At 64.5% G+C, this 20,313-nt stretch carries 16 protein-coding genes and 1 pseudogene; 11 read left to right on the top strand and 6 right to left on the bottom strand.

Features of this window, described 5'->3' with window-relative positions:
• Position 1: 1 nt before the first annotated feature.
• Together ACTSLZ_RS04340 and ACTSLZ_RS04335 are read left to right on the top strand one after the other, a co-directional pair.
• On the top strand, positions 2 to 325 hold the full coding sequence (locus ACTSLZ_RS04340; RefSeq protein WP_129315134.1) for a 2Fe-2S iron-sulfur cluster-binding protein: 324 nt from the start codon (positions 2 to 4) through the stop codon (positions 323 to 325).
• A gap of 87 nt (positions 326 to 412) precedes the next feature.
• Positions 413 to 1,210, top strand: coding sequence for a DUF4232 domain-containing protein (locus tag ACTSLZ_RS04335; protein WP_443095837.1), 798 nt, complete (start codon positions 413 to 415; stop codon positions 1,208 to 1,210).
• A gap of 13 nt (positions 1,211 to 1,223) precedes the next feature.
• Here ACTSLZ_RS04335 and ACTSLZ_RS04330 read toward each other — a convergent pair whose 3' ends face one another.
• Positions 1,224 to 1,826: a malonic semialdehyde reductase gene (locus ACTSLZ_RS04330; RefSeq protein WP_129315136.1), complete on the bottom strand. Its 603-nt coding sequence runs from the start codon at positions 1,824 to 1,826 to the stop codon at positions 1,224 to 1,226.
• 193 nt (positions 1,827 to 2,019) lie between these two features.
• Between ACTSLZ_RS04330 and ACTSLZ_RS04325 the strand changes: the two genes are divergently transcribed.
• From ACTSLZ_RS04325 to ACTSLZ_RS04315, 3 genes are all read left to right on the top strand, one after another.
• Positions 2,020 to 7,194: an Lhr family helicase gene (locus ACTSLZ_RS04325; RefSeq protein ID WP_443095836.1), complete on the top strand. Its 5,175-nt coding sequence runs from the start codon at positions 2,020 to 2,022 to the stop codon at positions 7,192 to 7,194.
• A gap of 83 nt (positions 7,195 to 7,277) precedes the next feature.
• Positions 7,278 to 7,751 (top strand): helix-turn-helix domain-containing protein, encoded by a 474-nt coding sequence (locus ACTSLZ_RS04320; protein ID WP_443095835.1) that lies wholly within the window; start codon positions 7,278 to 7,280, stop codon positions 7,749 to 7,751.
• Positions 7,752 to 7,775: 24 nt separating this feature from the next.
• On the top strand, positions 7,776 to 8,396 hold the full coding sequence (locus tag ACTSLZ_RS04315; protein WP_443095834.1) for a PIN domain-containing protein: 621 nt from the start codon (positions 7,776 to 7,778) through the stop codon (positions 8,394 to 8,396).
• A 293-nt stretch (positions 8,397 to 8,689) separates the two neighbouring features.
• Here ACTSLZ_RS04315 and ACTSLZ_RS04310 read toward each other — a convergent pair whose 3' ends face one another.
• The 5 genes from ACTSLZ_RS04310 to ACTSLZ_RS04290 form a co-directional block, all read right to left on the bottom strand.
• Positions 8,690 to 10,708, bottom strand: a complete 2,019-nt coding sequence (locus tag ACTSLZ_RS04310) for an acetoacetate--CoA ligase (RefSeq protein WP_443095833.1) — start codon at positions 10,706 to 10,708, stop codon at positions 8,690 to 8,692.
• Positions 10,709 to 10,977: 269 nt separating this feature from the next.
• Complete coding sequence (locus ACTSLZ_RS04305) at positions 10,978 to 11,175, bottom strand: DUF3427 domain-containing protein (protein WP_443096091.1); 198 nt, start codon at positions 11,173 to 11,175, stop codon at positions 10,978 to 10,980.
• Positions 11,176 to 11,215: 40 nt separating this feature from the next.
• Complete coding sequence (locus tag ACTSLZ_RS04300) at positions 11,216 to 12,547, bottom strand: ISL3 family transposase (RefSeq protein ID WP_443095832.1); 1,332 nt, start codon at positions 12,545 to 12,547, stop codon at positions 11,216 to 11,218.
• A gap of 96 nt (positions 12,548 to 12,643) precedes the next feature.
• On the bottom strand, positions 12,644 to 13,969 hold the full coding sequence (locus ACTSLZ_RS04295; protein WP_443095831.1) for a DEAD/DEAH box helicase family protein: 1,326 nt from the start codon (positions 13,967 to 13,969) through the stop codon (positions 12,644 to 12,646).
• Positions 13,966 to 14,364, bottom strand: coding sequence for a (deoxy)nucleoside triphosphate pyrophosphohydrolase (locus ACTSLZ_RS04290; RefSeq protein ID WP_178980258.1), 399 nt, complete (start codon positions 14,362 to 14,364; stop codon positions 13,966 to 13,968). Before ACTSLZ_RS04290 ends, ACTSLZ_RS04295 begins: the two co-directional genes overlap by 4 nt.
• Before the next feature lie 200 nt (positions 14,365 to 14,564).
• On the opposite strand from ACTSLZ_RS04290, the pseudogene ACTSLZ_RS04285 reads away from it, so the two are divergent.
• From ACTSLZ_RS04285 to ACTSLZ_RS04260, 6 genes and pseudogenes are all read left to right on the top strand, one after another.
• Positions 14,565 to 15,901: pseudogene (locus tag ACTSLZ_RS04285) on the top strand (amino acid permease); the annotation flags it as partial.
• A gap of 27 nt (positions 15,902 to 15,928) precedes the next feature.
• Positions 15,929 to 16,090, top strand: coding sequence for an amino acid permease C-terminal domain-containing protein (locus ACTSLZ_RS04280; protein ID WP_443096090.1), 162 nt, complete (start codon positions 15,929 to 15,931; stop codon positions 16,088 to 16,090).
• Positions 16,091 to 16,160: 70 nt separating this feature from the next.
• Entirely contained in the window at positions 16,161 to 17,123 is a 963-nt protein-coding gene (locus ACTSLZ_RS04275) for a pseudouridine synthase (protein WP_443095830.1), read from the top strand.
• Positions 17,120 to 18,388, top strand: a complete 1,269-nt coding sequence (locus tag ACTSLZ_RS04270; protein WP_443095829.1) for a glycoside hydrolase family 76 protein — start codon at positions 17,120 to 17,122, stop codon at positions 18,386 to 18,388. Before ACTSLZ_RS04275 ends, ACTSLZ_RS04270 begins: the two co-directional genes overlap by 4 nt.
• 506 nt (positions 18,389 to 18,894) lie before the next feature.
• Entirely contained in the window at positions 18,895 to 19,440 is a 546-nt protein-coding gene (locus tag ACTSLZ_RS04265; RefSeq protein WP_129315153.1) for an NUDIX hydrolase family protein, read from the top strand.
• Entirely contained in the window at positions 19,440 to 20,294 is an 855-nt protein-coding gene (locus tag ACTSLZ_RS04260; RefSeq protein WP_443095828.1) for an SDR family NAD(P)-dependent oxidoreductase, read from the top strand. The genes ACTSLZ_RS04265 and ACTSLZ_RS04260 overlap by 1 nt, the downstream gene beginning before the upstream one ends.
• Positions 20,295 to 20,313 lie beyond the last annotated feature (19 nt).

The raw sequence follows: 20,313 nt of genomic DNA, 5'->3' as shown, positions 1-20,313 counted from the left end.
AATGAGCATCAACATCACCGTGGTCGATGAGTCGGGAGAGGCCCAGGAGGTGGAGTGGAAGGACAACCAGACCCTTCTGGAATGCCTTCACAAGAACCAGTACCCCGTGCTGGCCACCTGCGGGGGCAACGCCTCCTGCGCGACCTGCCACACTTTCATGGATCCGGAGCATTTCGAGACCGGGGGCGACGAACGCACCGAGGCCGAGGAAGACCTGCTCGAGATGATTGATGACGTCGCCAACGACTACTCGCGCCTGGCGTGCCAGACCGAGTACAACGAAGGGCTCGACGGCGCGACAGTAACTCTCAAACCCGGAATGTAAGGGGCGCCGGCGTCACGGTCGAACGGAGCGGACCCGCATGGATGCAATGTGGTGGAACCGCTCTGAGAATGCGCCTACCCTGAAATCATGGTCCATGACACCAACCGACGCTGGAGAACGTCTCTCGCGGGAGCCGGTCTGCTAGTCCTGCTCCTGGGGACGAGTGCGTGCTCCTCGGGCGGGACGCACGGCTCAGACGGGCCGTCCTCCTCCGCCGCCCCGTCCGCTTCGAGCTCGGCCTCCGCGTCGTCGTCCGCGTCTGCGGGGCCTTCGGAGCGTCCCGGCCCCAGCCCGACGACGCCGGCCCCGACGCCCTCGGTGGTCGAAGAATCCCCGACCCCGGAGCCATCCGGAACGGTATCGAGCGCACCGGCGGAGGGTCAGCCCGGTGCATCGGAGCCGAGCGACCAGCCGCCCTCGACGGATCCCGCTTCACCGGACCCGTCGTCTCCTCAAGGAGCCAAGGGCTCAACCTGTGGAGACGGGGCGCTGAAAGTAGCCATCGAGGAATCCGGCAACGCGGCCGGATCGACGGACTACAACCTCACCTTCACGAACTCGGGCTCCGATTCGTGCAAGCTCTCCGGCTACCCCACCGTCAATTTCCTCGACGGTTCGGGGCAGGTCATCGGGCCTCCTGCGATGCAGGCAACGGAACTGGCCGGGAACGGAGCGACGCTGGAACCGGGCGGTTCGACGTCGGCGGTCCTCCGGAGCACGCAACCGGGTCTCTACGGAGAAACCTGCCAGAAGACCAGCGCCTCCGGTCTTCGCATTGCCGCACCGGGAAGCGGACAGGTTCTGGATGTCAGCTTCCCGATGTCGGCGTGCGCGAATCAGTCTGTTCAGCAACTGTCCGTGAGCAAGGTCGGCGTCCAGCGCTGATGACCCTCGGGGCTCAGAGCGTGGTCGTGGATTCCTCGTAGGCGTAACGCGGGGAACGGTCGTAGGCCGGATCCACGCCCTTGCCGATATTGACGACGACCAGCGAGTTCAAGTCAGTACCCGCAAGCAGGTCCTCGTCCACGCCCGCGGGATCGAAACCGGTCATCGGGCCGGCCGCGAGGCCCAGGGCCCGAACGGCCATCACGAAGTAACCGACCTGGATGAAGGCGTTGTCCCGTCCCGTCGAGGCAGCAAGCTCGGGGTTGTCCAGGTACATCTGGCCCATCTGCGGGCGAGCCGGCAGGAACTTGTCGAATTTGTGGTGCCACTTCGTGTCCACGGCCAGCACGGCGACCAGGGGCGCACCGGAGGTCTTGGGCTGGTTTCCGGTCATCATGTGCGAGACCAGGCGGTCGCGGTTCTCCCCCTTCTCGACCCACACGACGTGGAGAGGCTGCGAATTGAAGGCCGTCGGCCCCATTTTCGCCAGCTCGTAAATGGCGCGCTTCTGGTCCTCGGTGACCTCGACGTCCTCGAATTCGCTGACCGTGCGGGTGTTGAAGAGCAGGTGCAGATCCTCGTCGGTCAGTTGGGCCTGGGTAACAGTATCGATCATTCGAATTCCTTCATCTGAGGGGTACGTCCGGACCGGACGCGCATTGCTTTACGGGTAAACGGATGGCGCGCTCAGCCTATTCCGCCGATGTCCCGGCGTGACTCAAATGTGATGCACGACTCCCGCGGGCGACGTCGGCTTCCGGAGACAAGAGACACGAAACCTCAGAGGAACCAGAGGCACAATAGGAGATATGCCATCGGCTCTCGAACGATTCAGTCCAGCAACCCGTGAATGGTTCACGGGTGCCTTCAGGCAGCCCACCTCGGCTCAGGACGGCGCCTGGGACGCGATTGCCCAGGGGCGTCACGCCCTCGTCGTGGCACCGACCGGATCCGGCAAGACCCTCGCCGCTTTCCTCTGGGCCCTCGACAGGCTCATGCACACCAACGGCAGCCAGAGCGCGCCGACGCAGCGAACCGATTCGTCCGCGGATCACGAATCCTCGGAGGACACACCGGACTCGGGCACTCAGCGAGCGAAGTCCCGCCGCAAGAAGGCCACCAACCGCACCAAGGTGCTCTACATATCCCCGCTCAAAGCCTTGGGCGTGGACGTCGAGAGAAACCTCCGGTCTCCCCTGGTCGGAATCGCCCAGACCGCCAGGTACCAAGGGACCGAGCCCAACGAGGTCTCGGTCGGGATCCGTTCGGGAGACACTCCGGCGAAGGAAAGACGGCAACTGCTCACCGATCCGCCGGACATCCTCATCACGACGCCGGAATCCCTGTACCTGATGCTGACCTCCAAGGCGCGGTCGAGCCTGTCCCAGGTCGACACCGTGATCGTGGACGAGGTGCATGCGGTCGCGGGGACCAAACGCGGCGCCCACCTGGCGGTCTCCCTCGAGCGCCTGGACCGCATCCTGCCCCGACCGGCTCAACGCATCGGGCTCTCGGCCACGGTCGAACCCGTGGAGACGGTCGCACGGTTCCTGGGCGGCACCTCCCCCGTGAGTGTTGTCCGACCCGAAGCGGTCAAGAACTGGGACCTGTCCGTCTCGGTGCCGGTCCCCGACATGTCCAACCTGACGACGCCGGTGCCCCGGACCGATCTGCCGGAACAGCGTTCGGGCGTCAGCGCGGGATCGGCATCCTCCGGCACGGCGACTCTCGAGGACGCTCTGGGGCTGGACCTCGAATCTCCCCTGACACGGAACGAAGGACCCGAAGAGGGCGAGCGTTCGACGTCCAGGCCACTCCCTCCCGAGCCGCCTCACACCGTTGTCGCGTCCATCTGGCCGCATGTCGAGGAACGAATGGTCGACCTGATCGAGGCCAATCGGTCCACCATCGTCTTCGCCAATTCCCGCGGGCTCGCGGAAAGGCTGACGTCGCGACTCAACGAAGTCCACGCGTTCCGGGAAGAGCAACGAGGCAACGTACCTTCCGGGACCCCGGGGCGGAACTCGCAGAGGGGCCCGGGGAACGGCCCGGAACCCGGCGATCCCGGCGTCCTTCCCGACGGCAACGAGGTCCCCTACGCGCCGGCCGCGGTGAACCACCTGACCTCGGGCACGGCGCCGGCCGAACTTGCGCGGGCCCATCACGGGTCGGTGTCCAAGGACCAACGGGCCATGATCGAAGACGCCTTGAAATCGGGCAGTCTCCGCTGCGTCGTCGCCACGAGCTCCCTGGAGCTGGGAATCGACATGGGCGCCGTGGACCTCGTGATCCAAGTCGAGTCCCCGCCGAGCGTCGCCAGCGGCCTCCAGCGCGTGGGTCGCGCCGGGCACCAGGTCGGCGAGGTCTCGCGCGCCGTGATGTACCCGAAGCATCGAGGCGATCTCCTCTCATCCACCGTCACCGTGGAACGGATGCGTTCCGGCGCCATCGAACCGTTGCACATCCCTGCCAATCCTCTGGACGTCCTCGCCCAACAGACGGTCGCCGCATGCGCCCTCGGACCGATCGACGTCGAGGCGTGGTTCGACGCCGTACGACATACGGCACCGTTCGCTGCGCTGCCGCGGTCCGCGTTCGACGCCGTCCTCGACCTCCTCGCCGGAAAGTACCCCTCCGACGAATTTGCCGAGTTGCGCCCTCGGCTCGTCTGGGATCGGGACGCGGGAACCCTTGAGCCCCGCCCCGGCGCCCAACGCGTCGCCGTCACGTCGGGAGGCACGATCCCGGATCGCGGTTTGTACCCGGTGTACATTGTCGGCTCCGACGAGCAGGCCCGCGGCCCGAAACGCGTCGGTGAGCTCGATGAGGAGATGGTCTACGAGTCTCGCTCCGGCGACGTCATCGCACTGGGTGCCACGAGCTGGCGCATCGAGGACATCACCCACGACCGCGTGAACGTGACTCCCGCACCGGGCCAGGTCGGCAAGCTTCCCTTCTGGCACGGCGACGGTCCGGGGCGACCCGTGGACCTGGGCGAAGCGACTGGACGATTCACCCGCGAGTTGGCGGCGGCGCTGTCCGAGGGCGACGAGGGCGCGGCTGCGGCCCGCGAGCGACTGGCCGACGCCGGGCTGGACGACTGGGCGGTCGACAACCTGTGCGCCTACGTGGACGAACAACGCGTGGCCACCGGTCAGGTACCCAGCGAGAAGACCGTCGTCGTCGAACGCTTCCGCGACGAACTCGGCGACTGGAGGGTCATCCTGCACTCGCCCTACGGGATGCCGGTGCACGCCCCGTGGGCCCTGGCCGTGGGAGCGCGCATCGACGAGCTCTACGGTCTGGACGGCTCCGCCATGGCGGCGGACGACGGCATTGTTCTGCGCATACCGGCCATGGAAGAGAATCCTCCCGGTGCCGACCTGTTCATGTTCGAGCCGGACGAGATCGAAGCTGTCGTGACCGAGCAGGTCGGCTCCTCTGCGCTCTTCGCTTCGCGTTTCAGGGAGTGCTCCGCACGTGCCCTGCTCCTGCCGCGTCGTGACCCGGGCAAACGGACACCGCTGTGGCAACAGCGCCAGCGTTCGGCCCAGTTGCTCGACGTCGCGCGGAAGCACCCGAATTTCCCGATCATCCTGGAGACCGTGCGCGAATGCCTCCAGGATGTCTACGATCTTCCGGCCCTGCGGCGCATCCACGAGAGCATCGAGTCCCGGCGCATCACGGTGCGCGAGCTCGAGACGCCCGAGCCGTCCCCGTTCGCGAAGACGTTGCTCTTCGGATACGTCGGACAATTCCTCTACAACACCGATTCTCCCCTTGCCGAGCGCAAGGCCGCGGCGTTGTCTCTCGATCCGGGGCTCCTGTCCGAGCTGCTCGGGAAAGACGAACTGCGTGAGCTGCTGGACCCGGACGTCATTCGCGAGACCGAGGCGCAGTTGCAGCGCCTGGCCGAGGGCCGACAGTTGCACGGCGTCGAGGGTCTCGCGGATCTCTTGCGGATTCTGGGGCCGCTGACCATGCACAACGCCGCCGTCCGCCTCGAGGACGGAGAGGACGCGAGCGCGTTCTCCCAGCAACTGGTGGATGCGAACCGGGCTTTCATCACCAGGATTTCGGGTGAGGAACGGGTTGCCGCGGTCGAGGACGCCGCCCGCTTGCGCGATGGTCTGGGCGCCCCGCTGCCCATGGGGGTACCTCACGCCTTCATCGAGCCCGTGGACGACCCCCTGGGCGACCTCGTCTCCCGCTTCGCTCGAACTCACGGCCCGTTCACGGCCGTCCGGGCCGCCGAGGCTCTGGGCTTGGGGACGGCCGTCGTCGAGACGATCCTGCACCGTCTGGCCGTGGACCGTCGCGTGGTTCAGGGGCGCTTCCTGCCCCCGGAGCTGACTCGCGGGCAGGCCGGCGGGGAGCAGGCCGGCGGGGAGCAGGCCGTGGAATGGTGCGACGCGGGGGTGCTCCGCACGATCCGGCGTCGTTCCCTGGCCAAGCTGAGGTCCCAGATCGAACCGGTCGACGGCGCGACCTACGCTCGGTTCCTTCCCGCCTGGCAGCATGTCAGGGCGGACGGGGCGGCCGACGACCCGCGCGTGGACGATTCCGACGGCCTGCTCACCGTCGTCGACCAGCTCGCGGGCTTCCCCGTACCGGCCTCGGCGCTCGAGACCCTGGTGCTGCCCGCCCGTATCCACGGATACCAGCCCCGCATGCTGGACGAGGCAATGTCCCGCGGAGACGTCCTGTGGACCGGTTCGGGCACGATTCCGGGGCAGGACGGGTGGGTGAGCCTGCATCTGGCCGAATCGGCAGACCTGACCGTGCCCCCGGAACCGCCGCAGCGATTGGAGGACCTGAGCGACGACGCCCGAAAAGTATTCGATGCTATGGGTGAGGGGGCGGATTTCCTTCCTCGTATCGCGGCGCGGGCCGGTCTGGCTCTCGGCACCGCGGGCGACGCACTGTGGGACCTGGTGTGGGCCGGGCTGATCACCAATGACACGGCCGGCCCGCTCCGTGCGTTCCTGGACGGAGGCAAATCCGCCCATGCTCGCCCCAAGGCACCGGGAAGGTCCCGGTCGAGGGGCCGTCGAGGCGCCGGACGAATCGCCACCGCACGCCTTGGCCGACGCCCCATGGGATCCGGTGCGGACCCGTCGTCGTCCACCGGGTTGGAGCCCTCGCCGGGTGGACTGGGTGATTCGCCCGCGGGGATGTCAGGGCTGAGTCCCCAACGCGAACGTGAGCTGAGCGGCCGGTGGTCGAGGGTGAGCGCGTTCCTCGACGACGACCCCCTGGACGTGACCGTGCGCGCCGTCGCGATGGCTCAGCTCATGCTGGACCGTTACGGGGTGCTGACCAGGGGCGCCGTTGCCCAGGAGGAGACTCCGGGCGGCTTCGCGGCGGTCTACCAGATCCTGACCGCGCAGGAGGACCAGGGAGAAGCCCGGCGCGGATATTTCATCGAGGGTCTTGGAGGGGCCCAGTTCGCCGCTCCCTCGACCGTGGACATCCTCAGGTCCTCGACAATTGACGACCAGCTCAGGGAATCGGCATCGGAACCGCGCTCCCCCGAATCGGTGATCCTGGCCGCGAGCGATCCCGCGAATGCCTACGGTGCCGCACTGCCATGGCCCGACGCCGTTCCCCCGGCGCGACTGCTCGGTCGCACGTCCGATGGACAGGACGACGAGTCCCGCATGGCCAGGCCCGGCAGGAAGGCCGGGTCCCTGGTGGTGTTGGTGGATGGCGCCCCGGTGCTGTACATCGAACGGGGCGGAAAAACGATGTTGGCCTTTTCCACGGACGAAACCGCCCTGGACCTCGCGGGCCCCGCTGTCGCCTCTGCCGTGCGGATCGGGGCCGTGGACAAGCTCGTGGTCGAGAAAGTCAACGGCCTGTCGATTCTCGAGCGCGGGACCACGAGCGACGACGGCGAGCGCGCCCCCATCGCCGTGCTCCGCGACAGCTTGGTCGCGGCGGGCTTCTACACGACACCGCGCGGCATCCGGATGCGACGGTAGGTGGGGACGTCCCTCCGAAGCAAGTGCAATCGGTTGCAGTTATTTCACTTGGGTTCTAGGATCGGTGAAAAACAGGAGGGACCATGCAGGCATCGAGCTCCATGGCCTTGGATCGTCTCCAGGCCGACGCCACACCACATGAGAAGGCACGGCAACTTGTCCGGGGTTTGCAGATCGATTCGTCAGGACTTACCGATCTCAAGGTGACCGTTGAGGTGAAAGGGTCACCGGCCCGGGACTTGGGTCCGGAGCTGTCGCAAATCCTGGAACAGGTGATCATTTTGCTGAGCGAGGGAAAGAAAGTCGTCGTCGGCTCAGAGACCAAAGAACTCACCACCACGGTCGCGGCACGTCAGCTCGGGATGTCCCGTCCGACCTTGATGAAGCTCATCAAAGAGCAGAAAATCCCCGCTCACAAGGTGGGCAGCCATTTTCGCATCAACGCTGAGGACGTCGAGACCTTCCGCCAAAAACAACTCGCCGAAAGGTTCGCTGCGTTTGCCCAGCTGAGGGACAGCGAGGCCGAGATCGGCATGAACGAGCAACCGCAGGTGTGATCGCCACTGACCTAAAATCATTCCATGACCTTGGACACGTACTCGATCCTGCTCGATGCGAATATTCATCTGTCCAAGACGTTGCGGGATTGGATCTACCTCCTCAGCTTCGCGACCGAGGAGCAAGTGTACGAGATATTCCATACCCGAGATATTCAGGCGGAGGTGGATTACCACACTCGCCGGAAGTTCCCGGATGCCGACGGCAACTTGCTCGATCGCTGGTGGAAGCACCTCGAAAAGATGACGACCTCGAAGATGATCACCGGGTTCACAGTCGACCCCCATCGCGCGGAATACCAGGACTTCCCGGACCCTCACGACCTTCATGTGGTCGAGGCAGCACGCCACAAACCGGTGGACGCACTCGTGACCAACGATGTCGGACTCCTGACGTGGGCCACCGACGTCAACGACTCCCTGCATTTTGAGGTCATGGATGCGGACAGCTTCCTGATGCAGGTGGTGGAGTTTACCGACGAGGGATCGCGCCTTCGAGTGCTTGACTCACAACTGCAGTATTGGTCGCAACGAGATCAGTCCGGGTACGGCGTCGATCTCCCTGGGCGTCTGACCCAGGCCGGCGCTCCCTTGTTTGCTCGAGAAGTTCAACGCCTGCTCAGAGCCAGGGCACGCCGGTTGTGAGGTCGTCGTTGTCTGTGCCCCACCGGGGCTAGTGAGCACAACGGGCTGTTCGGTCCGGGGGGGCTGGTCGCTGTTCGGCCCCGAAGTGGCATTTTGTGCGGGCGCCGGCTCGAGGTGGCAATCTCGTGCGGTCCACGGCCCGAGGTGGCAATCTCGTGCTTTTTTGGCAGCCAAAATCGCTCAAAACTGCCACTTCGCGCGGAATTCTGCACGCGATTGCCACGTCGCGCCGGTATGGAGACGCCGCCCCGGGCAAGCCGGTCCCGAAAAAGGGCGGGGACCGCGAGCGGCACTCAGCGGCCGCCGGCACCCCGACTCTCCCGGAAGATCCCGGCCGCCTGGGCGTACCAGTCCAGGACCGTCGCGTCCTCCGCACTGGCCCGGTTCAAGGTTCCCGGATCCGCCCCCTGAAAGAGTCTCTTGACCGGGATCTCCATGAGTTTCCCGGTGCGGGTACGGGGAACCGCGGGGGCCTCGATGAATTCGTCCGGGACGTAGCGGGGCGAGATCCGGGTCCGGATCGTATGCACGATCTCGGCCTTGAGCTCGTCCGTGAGCCGCTTTCCGGGCTGGGGAACCACGAACAACGGCATGTAGTAGTCGCCCCCGGCGAGTTCGGCGCCGATCACCATGGACGCGGCGACGCCGTCGACCTGGTCGACGATGTCCGTGATGTCGGCGGAGCCCATGCGTATTCCTCCACGGTTGATCGTGGAATCGGAACGACCGTGGATGACCATCCGGCCGTCGCGGCGCTGGGTCGTCCAGTCGCCCTGGCGCCAGGTTCCGGGGAAGAGATCGAAGTAGGCATCGTGGTACCGGCTGCCGTCGTCGTCGTTCCAGAAGAAAACGGGCATGCTCGGCATGGGCACCGTCATCACGAGTTCGCCGACCTCGTCCCAGACGCGCCGCCCCTCAGAATTCCAGGACTGCGCGTCGACCCCGAGGTACGGGCCCATGATCTCGCCCTTGTAGACGTCCATGTACGGGTTGCTGCCGACGAAGGCCGTCGTGACGTCGGTGCCGCCTGAGTCCGAGCCCAGCCGGACGTCCGGGCTGATGGCGTCGTAGACCCAGTCCCACGCGGGATCGGGAAGGGGCGATCCGGTCACCAGGATGCCGTTCAGGGCCGAGAAGTCGTAGGTCGTGTTGGGGTGGAGGCCCGCGCGCTGGGCCATGCTGAGGATTCCGGCGCCTGTGCCGAAGAAGGTGACTTTGTTGCGCGCGACGAGTTCCAGGGATTTGTCCGGTCCGTTGTACGCGGGCGACCCGTCGTAGACCAGGATCGTACTGCCGACCAGCAGGTTCCCCATGTGCATGTTCCACATCATCCAGGTCGTCGCGACGGCGATGTAGACGATGTCCTCCTCGCCGACCCCGGCGTGGAGTCCCAGGGACTTCACGAATTCGAGGGTGACGCCGCCGTGGGAATGAACGATGCCCTTGGGCTTGCCGGTGGTCCCGGACGAGTAGAGGATCCAGAGGGGATGGCCGAAGGGGACCTGCTCGTACCGTGGTTCTGCCGGGACCGCGACGATGTCCGAGAACAGACTGACGTCCGCGGGGATGCTGCCGACCTCGGACGGGTCGCACTGGTCGATCATGATCACGTGTTCGACCGTCGGCAGGTGCTCGCGCTGTGGCTGCACCGTCTCGGTCATGTCGCGCAGGGTCCCGTTGTATGTGTAGCCGTCCACGGTGAAGAGGACCTTCGGTTCAATCTGGGCGAACCGGTCCGCGACGGCGGGCGGCCCGAAGTCGGTATTGACCACCGACCAGATCGCACCGACCGAGGCCGTCGCCATGAGCGCGACGACGGTCTCCGGAATGTTGGGCAGGACGGCGGCGACGCGGTCGCCGGGCTCGACGCCCAGGTCACGGAGCTTTTTCGCGAGCGAGGCGACCTGCGCCTCGAGGTCCGCCCACGTGGTCTCGGTGCGTTCCGCGGTTTCGTGGTCGCCGATGATGGCGACGTCGTTCGGCCGCGTCTTCGCCGCACGGAGGGAATTCTCGGCGTAGTTCAGGCAAGCCCCGGGGAACCATTTCGCGCCCGGCATCTTCCGAGTCGTCAGGACCTGGTCCGACGTCTTCGAGGCCACGATGCCGAACCACTCCCAGACCTCCTTCCAAAAGTCTTCGAGGTTCTCGATCGACCAGGCGTGGAGGGAAGCATAGTCAGGAAGGTCGACGTCGTACTTCTGCTCGATGCGGCGAGCAAACGCGTACATCCGGGACTGTTCGATCGATTCCCGGGTGGGGCGCCAGAGGAGCTTTCTCTGACCCTGCTCCTGCGGTTCCTGGCTCTGGGACATCGGTGACCTCGTTTTCCTGGACTGTCGATCGGACTGGGCGCGTCTATGGTGACCCAGCTTACTTTTCTTTCAGCGGGGTGGGAATCTGCAAGTCGCCGCAGAGCAACACACGAAGACACCCCACCGATACGGGGAGGTCCCCGGCATATGTCTTTCATTCAGAACGACACGCCGGGTGTCATTAGGCCTCGCCACCCGCGATGCAGGACGACGACCGACTACCGCAGTGGGCGATGATGACCCGTTGAGGGGTCTTGACCCCGGAGGGCTCACCATTCCGAGATTCCTTCGAAGTAGTCATACAACTCAGCCGAGACTGGTCTTTCCATGTCGAGTTTCATCCTCACCACCTTCGAAGATCCGGAAACTCCCGGCATATGACAATTTTCCGCTGCGCGGGGGGATGCCCTACCGAGGTAGTAGAAATCTCGACTTTCAGCGATATGCTTACGCACAAATAAGTGAATTTTCGCAAGATCGACCGGATCTAGGATCTTCCGGACCGTGTCATCTCCAAGCGTTGTCGGCTCTTCGCAGTTGAGGGGGTAGGTGGCTCCTGAAGCCGCCGGTGTCGAGCAGCGATCGGGCTATGTAGTTCGTGAGGTTCCGGAATCCGAGGGCGGAGCCGCGGAGGTGTTCCAGGCGCCCGTTGATCGCCTCTGTTGGCCCGTTGGACGTGCCGGGCCGGTCGAAGAACGCGAGGATGTCGGCGGCGCGCTGCTTGAGCGTGCGGCCGAGCTTGCGGACCTCCACGAGCGCGGCGGGGACGCCGCTGGAGACGGAATCGATGACGGCTGTCATCAGCTTCTTCGCCGTCTTCCGATCGGGTTCGCGGTAGGCAGCGATCACGCGCTGGTAGATGCCCCAGGTCGCCTCGACCTCGACGTGCTCGGAGACCGCGAACAGTGCCTCGAGACGGGTCTGCTGCCGGTCAGTGAGCAGCTGCGCGCCGGTGTGGAGGATGCGGCGGGCCTTGTAGAGCGGATCGTTTTTGCGGCCCCGCCGGCCGTGCAGGCACTGCTGGACGCGACGACGGCAGGTGTCGAGGGCGTCGCCGGCGAGGCGGACGACGTGGAACGGGTCCATCACCGCCTGCGCGTCCGGGAGCTCCTCGCTGACGGCGGTCTTGAAGCCGGTGAACCCGTCCATCGCGACGACCTCGACACCATCGCGCCAGTCCTGCGGGCGTGCGGCGAGCCAGGTCTTGAACACGGCTTTCGAGCGACCCTCGATCATGTCCAGCAGACGGGCGGGGCCGGTCTTGTCGCGGTTCGGGGTGAGGTCGATGATGACGGTGACGTACTTGTCGCCGACTCTCGTGTGGCGCCAGACGTGCTCGTCGACGCCGATCACGGCGACGCCGTCGAACCGGGCGGGATCGTCGATCAGCACTCGACGCCCTTCAGCGAGGACCGCGTTGTTCGCCGTGTGCCAACCGACACCGAGTCCGGCGGCGACGCGGGCGACGGTGAGGTGGTCGATCACGAGCGCTTCCAACGCCCACCGCATCCCGCTACGGGACAGCTTGGCTCGCTCGGGCGCCGCTGCCGTGAGGTCCTCACGCCAGGACCGTCCGCATCCCGAGCACTTGTAGCGGCGGACCCGGACCAGCAGCGTCGTCGGGCGATGACCGAACGGCTCGTGGGCGAGACGCCGCGTGTCCGTCCCGCGCGAGAGCGCCTGGCTACCGCATCCCCGGCACCACGGATCCGGCTCGGCGACGCGGCACTCGATCACCGCGCGATCCGGCTCAAAAAGCTGACCGGTGGCCACGAGGCCGAGCTCGTCGAGATGGCAGAACACGGTCAGATCAGGGGTCGCGAAGGTAGCGTGGTGCACGTCGAGGTCTTCCGGCAGATGGTCAGTGTGAGAACTTCCATCATCGGAAGGCCTCGACCCTCATCCGGCGACCGACGCGCTCAGCCACCTACCCCCTCAACTGCGAAGAGCCGTTTTGATCATCTTAAGGACATACCCGAGGCGCTCTTCAGTCACTAACTTCGCGAGTTCACTCGTGTCGCTGACCGTGTTTCCACTCAAGTCCGTATAATCGCATACGCCATAGTAATTAAACGGAGCCAGCATCCCCACCTCTAGGGCATCTTGCAGACGGATGTCGCACGCAACGTTGTAGTCAAATAGCCGGTAGATGTTGAAGTCATCCATGCGATCTGGGGTGGCGGTTAGCCCCAACAGGAACCTAGGGGAGAAATAATCGACAATTTGCAAGTACGTTTTCGCGCCCGCCCGATGAGTTTCATCGATGAGTATGTAGTCAAAAGCAGTTGGAGAGAAATTTCCGGCCTCAATTTCCCGGTACATCGACTGGACGGTCGAAAAAGTCAGTTCTCGATCTCTTTGATGTTTCCCGCCGCCGATTGACCCTATTTCATTTACGCCGACACCCAGTACTCGAGCGAACTCTTCCTTCGCTTTATTCAGAATTCCCTCGGTGTGCGCCAGGAACAGGCATCTCTTAGGCCGAGCTTGTTTTACTTCGAGGGCGGCCAGGATCGTCTTTCCTGTCCCAGTAGCGGAGACAACTAATCCACGCTTCTCTCCCTCCTGTCTCAGACGTGCAAGCGATTCGAGAGCTCGAGCCTGCATGTCATTTGGAATGATGCCACCGCTCGGGAGCACGTCACGAGGACCGGCCTCACGTTCGTCTGGTCCGGCAGGCGCGACCCGTTCCTCTCGATACCGCTCAATCCACTCCGGGGTCAACTGCTCAGACTTCCGCAGCTGCCTCTCGAGCGCCTGCTGGACCTGCTCCGTAATTTGCCCCTCAGGCGCCGCCGCAAATTTAAGGTTCCACTCCTGGTTAGTAAGCAACGCCTTTCGGGTGAGGTTTGAGCTGCCCACAATGACAGTCTGCCCAGATTCCTGATCAAATAGATATCCTTTGGGGTGGAATCCGGATGCCTCATCTGGATAGACGTGGACATCAATATTCTTTAGCGCTAACAATTCATGGAACATATCGGGATCGTTGAATCCCAAATAGGTCGAGGTTATGATGGTTCCCCTGCCTTGGAAATCCAGAAGGCACTGCTTCAGTAAGGCCAGGGCTCCGGAGCTGATGAATGCCACCGAGAATACGAACCGGCTGGACTTCTTCAACTCCGTTTCAATCGCCCGGAGCATGGTCACTTCCCCATCATTCGAGATGAGCTCCGGGTGCTGGCGCCGGTCGGACGCTGCAAGACGATCAACAAACCCGTACTCGAGGTCTGCGCGAAGTCCCGATTGCAATGCTGTCATGCGCACTGATCGCCCTGGATAATTTCCACTGCCGGCACATCTGCGGGTGCCCATGAGAGCCCGCCGAGTTCGCTGACAGGCACCCAGCATATTTCGGCGTGTTCGGAAAGTTCAGGTTCTGTGCCCTTGATGGTGCACTTATACGTAGACAAGACGACGATTCCGAAGTCGTACTCGTGCTCGGTCGTGGTGACAAACTCACCGACCTCGACTTCGCAGTTTAGTTCTTCGCGCATTTCCCGAGCCAAAGCGGATTGAGGCGTTTCTCCTGGGTTAATTTTGCCGCCCGGAAACTCCCAGTATCCCTCTAGTGTCATTCCAGGACCTCGCCGCGCTGCGAACACAGCTTCACCACGCATCAGGATTGCACCGACGACTTCGATTCGCTTCTTCATATGTGCTCCTGGCTCAACCTCGACGATGTGCCCTCAACCACTGGGACCCTACCAAAGGTCGCAGACCTACCCCGCTCTACTAGGCGAATGGAGGATGCCTAAATGTCTCACATCCTGAGATTCGGCGTCCCAATCCGCTTAACTCGGCGTATGCTCAAGCGTCAATATTGTAGGCCTGCCCTGAGACGCAAGGAGTCATCATGACCTCTGGGCTATTTCGCACCAAGTCCGTCGAGCAGAGCATTCGGGACACCGAGGAACCCGAGCATCAGCTCAAGAAGAACCTTGGCGCACTCGATCTCATCGTTTTCGGCGTCGGCGTGTGCGTCGGCGCGGGCATCTTCGTCCTGACTGGCCATGCCGCCGCAACCAATGCGGGGCCCGCCATTGTCCTGTCCTTCCTCATCGCCGGGCTCGCCTGCGGGCTGGCGGCCATGTGCTACGCCGAGCTGGCCTCGACGGTGCCGGTCGCCGGTTCCGCCTACACCTTCACGTACGCGACCCTCGGAGAACTGGCCGCCTGGATCATCGGGTGGGACCTCATCCTCGAATTCACGGTCGGCGCGGCCGCGCTGGCGACATCGTTCAGTCAATACTTGGGGGTCCTGCTCGCGGATACGCCACTCGCCATCCCGGACGCCCTGGCCTCGACCGAGACCGGCTGGATCAACCTTCCCGCTTTCTTGCTGGTCGCGGCCCTGACGGTCGTCCTGATCACCGGCGTCAAACTGTCGAGCCGACTCAACCAGGTGGTCACCGGCATCAAACTCCTGGTCGTCTTCGCCGTGATCATCGTCGGCATCTTCTTCGTCAAGGTCTCCAACTGGGTTCCGTTCATCCCGCCCGCCCAAGGAGCGAGCGAGGCGGACGGCAGCGCACTCACGCTTCCGCTGGTCCAGTCGCTCTTCGGCATCGCGCCCAGCGTGTTCGGGATCGGAGGTGTGTTGGCGGCCGCGGCCATGGTGTTCTTCGCGTTCATCGGCTTCGACATCGTGGCCACCACCGCTGAGGAGACCCGCAACCCGCAAGGGACCTGCCCATCGGCATCTTCGGTTCCCTGGCCATCGTCACCATCTTGTACGCGGGCGTCTCGCTGGTCATCACCGGCATGCAGAACTACAAGGACATCGACCCGAAGGACGGCGCCCCGCTCGCGACGGCCTTCACCAACAACGGCCTCCCGGCCATGGGAAACATCATCGCGATCGGCGCCTGCATCGGCCTGATCGTGGTGACCATGATCCTGTTCCTCGGCCAGACCCGCGTCGGGTTCTCGATGTCACGCGACAATCTTCTCCCCCAGGCTTTGGGCAAGACACATCCCAAGTTCAGGACCCCGTACCGCTTCACGATGCTCGCCGGCCTGGCCATCGCGCTGCTCGCAGCCTTTGTTCCGCTGGCCAAACTCGCCGATCTCGTGAACATCGGCACCCTCTCGGCCTTCGTCCTGGTCTCGGTGGGCGTGATCGTCCTCCGCAAGAAGCGCCCCGATCTGAAACGCTCCTTCAAGGTTCCGTTCGTTCCGGTCCTCCCGATCGTCTCGGCAATCGTCTGCTTCTACCTGATGATGAACCTGCCCTTGGAAACGTGGATCCGCTTCGTCATCTGGCTCGCCCTCGGCATTGTGGTCTACTTCCTCTATTCGCGCCGTCACAGCCGGATCGGGCGGAACTCCGCGGAGGACGCCTCATCGGAAAACCCGGAGACGGCCGCCTCGATAGACTGACCGTCGTATGGCACGTCGACCCAGAGTCCCAAGTCCCGTCCCGCCGCGCGACGGCGTTTCACCAACACGCGTGAGACTTCCCGAGGGCGGTGGGTACGGGACCGTAGCGGACTTCCTCACCGATCGATTTCCACCGCACGACGCCGGGTTCACCCGCGACCTCTTCGATCGAGGAGACGTCTTCGACGCGGACGGCACCCCGCTGGACTTCGACGCCGCGTTCGTGCCCGGCGGCCACGTGTGGGTGTTCCGTCCCCTTCCCGACGAGCCCGAGCTGCCCGGAGACCTGCCGATCCTCTACGAGGACGACCACGTGCTCGCGGTCGACAAGCCTCATTCGCTCCCGGTGACGCCCCGCGGGTCCTTCGTCCGGCAGACCGCGGTCACAAAACTGCGGAACAGCACCGGTAACGACGAACTATCGCCCGCGCACCGACTCGACCGGCTCACGGCGGGGGTGCTCCTCTTCGCCAAGACACGCGAGGCCCGCGGCCCGCTCCAGGGACTGTTCGAGCTCCAACGGGTGTCGAAGACGTACGAACTCATCGCCCCGCTGGAACCGACGGCCCCTGAGAGGCCAGAGGCGGACGACGTCGCCCCTCCCCGACATTTGCCGAAGTACCCGGAGGAGCCTCACATGGTCCGGTCGCGCATCGTCAAGGACTCGTCCTCCCTCCAGGCCCGAGAGGTGGAGGGACCGCCGAACGCGGTCACGGGCGTGCTGCTCCTCAAGGAGCTCGGCGATTCCGGTTGGGGTCTGTACGGAGCGAACCCGCTGTCCGGAAAGACCCACCAGATCAGAGTGCACATGAATTCCCTCGGCAGGCCGATCTGCGGCGATCCTCTGTACCCGCAGATCAGGAACGATGAATTGGAGCGCCCCATCGGTCGGCTCCAGCTGCTGGCCCGGGAAGTCCTCCTCAAACATCCGTTCACTCAGGAGTACCTTCGCATCCGATCAGACCGTAACCTGGGGATCAGCACGTTCGCCGATTCCACCGGAATCGGAGCCGCAGACCGGGAGGAACCATGAGCAACGAGACCCATCCGACCACGCCGAACACCCCGAGCGATCGGTCCCGCACCGTCACGGCCTCCCGCGGCCTGTTCTTCAGCGCCAAACAGAAGGACAAGGCAGAATATGCGCAACGGGCCGAACGGGCCTCGTACTCCGTGAACCGATTGTTCGTTCACCGGCTCATGCACGTACCGGGAACCCTGATCGGCGAACCGACGCTCCCGCCCGTCCAAGGGTTCCGGAAAAAGGTCACCGACTGGAACTACTGGTGGCAGGCCCACCTCCTGGACGCCTTCGTGGACGCGGGCAAGCGAGCCGCCGGGTCCGGGCGCGAGTCCGACGCCAAATGGGTCATCGACCAGTGCCACCGGCTGCTCCGCGGCATCCGGGTCCACAATTTCGGCACCTACGTGAACGCCTACTACGACGACATGGCCTGGCTCGTCCTCGCCGCGCAGAGACTCAACGCGCTCTCCCACCAGGTCAACGGCGCTGGTTCGGCCCCGGCCCAGGAAGTCGGCCGCATCCTCTACCCCCAACTGCGCAAAGCCGTGACAGAGGACCTCGGCGGTGGGGCCTTCTGGTCCAAGGCGGAAGATTTCAAGAACCTTCCCGCGTCCGGCCCCATCGCGATCGCCCTGGCCAGGGCCGGCGAGTACGACGCCGCTGGTCGGCTCGTGGATTGGTTCCGCAGCAATCTGTGGTCGCCGGAGAAGGGCTACTTGGACGGGATCAAACTGGTGCTCCAGCGAGACGGGTCCCGCGAACACGCGCTCCAAGAAGCCGCATTCCCCTACAACCAGGGTGTTGCTATCGGGGCGCACCTGGAGATCCCCGGCAGCGACCTTCGGCACGTCGAGGACGTCATCAGGCTGGTCCTGGAGCGCTTCACCGTCCCTCATATGGAGGGAGACACGGAATTCCGTGTGCTCGACACCCGCGGTTCGGGAGACGGCGGACTGTTCGCTGGCATCCTGGCCCGCTACCTGGCGAACGCTGCCCAGGACGCGCGGGTGGATCCCAAGCTCCGAAGCGCCGTCCGGGAGGCAGTCATCGCCACGGGCGAGTTGCTGTGGGCCGGCCGGCGAGAATACGACCCCGATCTGCCACTCAACGAACCGGGGATCGACGTCAACGAGATCCGAGGCGAGTCGGTGGTTCTCTTCTCCCCCGACGCCACCCGCCACAGCGCCGAGACCCTCGGCACCGGGGCCAAGGTCGAGTTGAGTTCGCAGATTCAGGCATGGACCATCCTCGAGGCCGCCCATCGGCTGACGTAGGCCACGGGTTCGGAGGCTCCCTCTCTCCTCCTCCCCCCCCCCCCCCCGGCATGGGGGCTCTCGTTGAGGTGGTGGTTGCCCGATTCGGTGGCGATCGCCTCCCTGATGTGGGGGCTGGAGCTCCACCTAACGGGGGTCAACGCCCCTCATTCCGGTAACCGCCACATAACAGGGCATCCCGGGCACGACGACGTCGCCGGTTGCCCCCTCCCAAACGGCCAACCGCCACGCAACCCCATCGCGCGCCGCCGTCCGCACGCCGAGGTGGCAATGACGTGCGGTTTTGAGGGCGAGGTGGCAACTATGTGCGGTTTTGGTGCCCAAAACTGCACATAGTTGCCACCTCGCGGGGTGAAACGCACATAGTTGCCATCTCGCGGCACAGCGTCCACCTCGCGACTCCGTGGCCGCCCCGGCGCCCCGGACGGTTCAGCGGGTAGCCGAACCTCCCGAACAAAACCCCAAATGGCTAGGCATCACACCAACCCGTGAGATAGAACCGAATCATGAGCAGAGTACGCACCCCGGATCCCACTCCGGGCTGGCTCTCGGAAGAAGAGCTGGCTCAGGCCCGACAGCAACTGCCCATGGTCTATGTCCAGGCCGTCCCAGTGACGCTGGACCCCTTGGGTTGCGTCAGCGACGTGGGGCTCCTGCTACGACCGAACGACGAAGGCAACATGATCCGGTCCTTCGTCTCGGGGAGGGTCCACTATCGGGAGACCGTGCGGGCGGCCCTGTTGCGCCATCTCGAGAAGGACCTCGGGCCCCTTGCGATGCCGCAGTTGCCGCCCTCTCTGACCCCGTTCACGATCGCCGAGTACTTCCCTCATCCGTCCCAGTCCGGCCTCACCGACGACCGACAGCACGCCGTAGCCCTCTGCTACGTGATCCCGGTGAATGGCGACTGCGAACCGCGCCAGGACGCCCTGCAGCTGTCCTGGCTCACCCCGGAAGAGGCACTGCGAGAAGAAGTCCAGGAAGAATTCGAAGGCGGAAGCGGGGATCTGGTCCGCAGAGCCCTCGCCTACGCAGGATGGGGACGTTGTTGATGCAAGAGAACACCAAGAAGACCATCGTCATCACCGGTGCCTCGGACGGCATCGGGGCCGCGGCCGCGCGTCGGCTGAGCTCGGAGGGGCATGACGTCGTCGTGGTCGGGCGCTCACCGGACAAGACGCGTTCCGTTGCGGAGTCGATCGGTGCACGCCATTTCGTCGCCGACTACTCCGACCTCTCTCAGGTGCACGCGCTCGCGTCCGACATCGTCGAATCCACCGACCGAATCGACGTGCTGGCCAACAACGCGGGCGGCATCTTCGGCAAGGGCCGGTGGATCACGACCGACGGCCACGAGATGACCTTCCAGGTCAATTACCTCGCGCAGTTCTATCTGACGCGGTTGCTCATAGACCGGCTCATCTCATCGAACGCCACCGTGGTCAATACGTCCTCCATGGCCCACCGGCTCTTTTCGCGCTTCTCGCTCGAGGACCTCGATGCCGAGAAGCGGTACGATCCACGGACCGCCTACGGAAACGCCAAATTCGCCGACCTGCTCCACGCCCAGGAGTTGTCACGCAGGTACGGCCACCTCGGCCTTGCGTCGGCCTCGTTCCGCCCGGGAGTGATCAGCAGCAATTTCGCTCAGGAGTCTGCGGGTGCCGGCGTCGAGGCCCTCTATCGCGGTCCCGTGCAGAAGCTGCTCACCGGTCCGGACCAAGGGGCAGACACCCTTGTCTGGCTCGCGGAGGCCGAGCCGTGGGTCGACTTCGGCTCGGGCGGATACTTCGCGAGGAAGAAGCCCGCGAGCATCGCCCGTCAGGGCCAGGATCCGTTGACCGCATACAGGCTCTGGGAGACCTCCGAACGAATGATCGAGGGCCTGCCGAACCTGGCTTCCTGAGTCCCACGGACCATCTAGG

Source organism: Rothia koreensis (assembly GCF_052232265.1).
Classification (GTDB): Bacteria; Actinomycetota; Actinomycetes; order Actinomycetales; family Micrococcaceae; genus Rothia; species Rothia koreensis.
This window is presented reverse-complemented; position numbering and strand designations above follow the sequence as displayed.

What these genes read in the sequence shown, in the direction of transcription:
- ACTSLZ_RS04340 (WP_129315134.1), top strand. Translation starts at nt 2, where the DNA reads ATGAGCATCAACATCACCGTGGTCGATGAGTCGGGAGAGGCCCAGGAG.
- ACTSLZ_RS04335 (WP_443095837.1), top strand. Translation starts at nt 413, where the DNA reads ATGGTCCATGACACCAACCGACGCTGGAGAACGTCTCTCGCGGGAGCC.
- ACTSLZ_RS04330 (WP_129315136.1), bottom strand. Translation starts at nt 1,826, where the DNA reads ATGATCGATACTGTTACCCAGGCCCAACTGACCGACGAGGATCTGCAC.
- ACTSLZ_RS04325 (WP_443095836.1), top strand. Translation starts at nt 2,020, where the DNA reads ATGCCATCGGCTCTCGAACGATTCAGTCCAGCAACCCGTGAATGGTTC.
- ACTSLZ_RS04320 (WP_443095835.1), top strand. Translation starts at nt 7,278, where the DNA reads ATGCAGGCATCGAGCTCCATGGCCTTGGATCGTCTCCAGGCCGACGCC.
- ACTSLZ_RS04315 (WP_443095834.1), top strand. Translation starts at nt 7,776, where the DNA reads ATGACCTTGGACACGTACTCGATCCTGCTCGATGCGAATATTCATCTG.
- ACTSLZ_RS04310 (WP_443095833.1), bottom strand. Translation starts at nt 10,708, where the DNA reads ATGTCCCAGAGCCAGGAACCGCAGGAGCAGGGTCAGAGAAAGCTCCTC.
- ACTSLZ_RS04295 (WP_443095831.1), bottom strand. Translation starts at nt 13,969, where the DNA reads ATGACAGCATTGCAATCGGGACTTCGCGCAGACCTCGAGTACGGGTTT.
- ACTSLZ_RS04290 (WP_178980258.1), bottom strand. Translation starts at nt 14,364, where the DNA reads ATGAAGAAGCGAATCGAAGTCGTCGGTGCAATCCTGATGCGTGGTGAA.
- ACTSLZ_RS04280 (WP_443096090.1), top strand. Translation starts at nt 15,929, where the DNA reads ATGATGAACCTGCCCTTGGAAACGTGGATCCGCTTCGTCATCTGGCTC.
- ACTSLZ_RS04270 (WP_443095829.1), top strand. Translation starts at nt 17,120, where the DNA reads ATGAGCAACGAGACCCATCCGACCACGCCGAACACCCCGAGCGATCGG.
- ACTSLZ_RS04265 (WP_129315153.1), top strand. Translation starts at nt 18,895, where the DNA reads ATGAGCAGAGTACGCACCCCGGATCCCACTCCGGGCTGGCTCTCGGAA.
- ACTSLZ_RS04260 (WP_443095828.1), top strand. Translation starts at nt 19,440, where the DNA reads ATGCAAGAGAACACCAAGAAGACCATCGTCATCACCGGTGCCTCGGAC.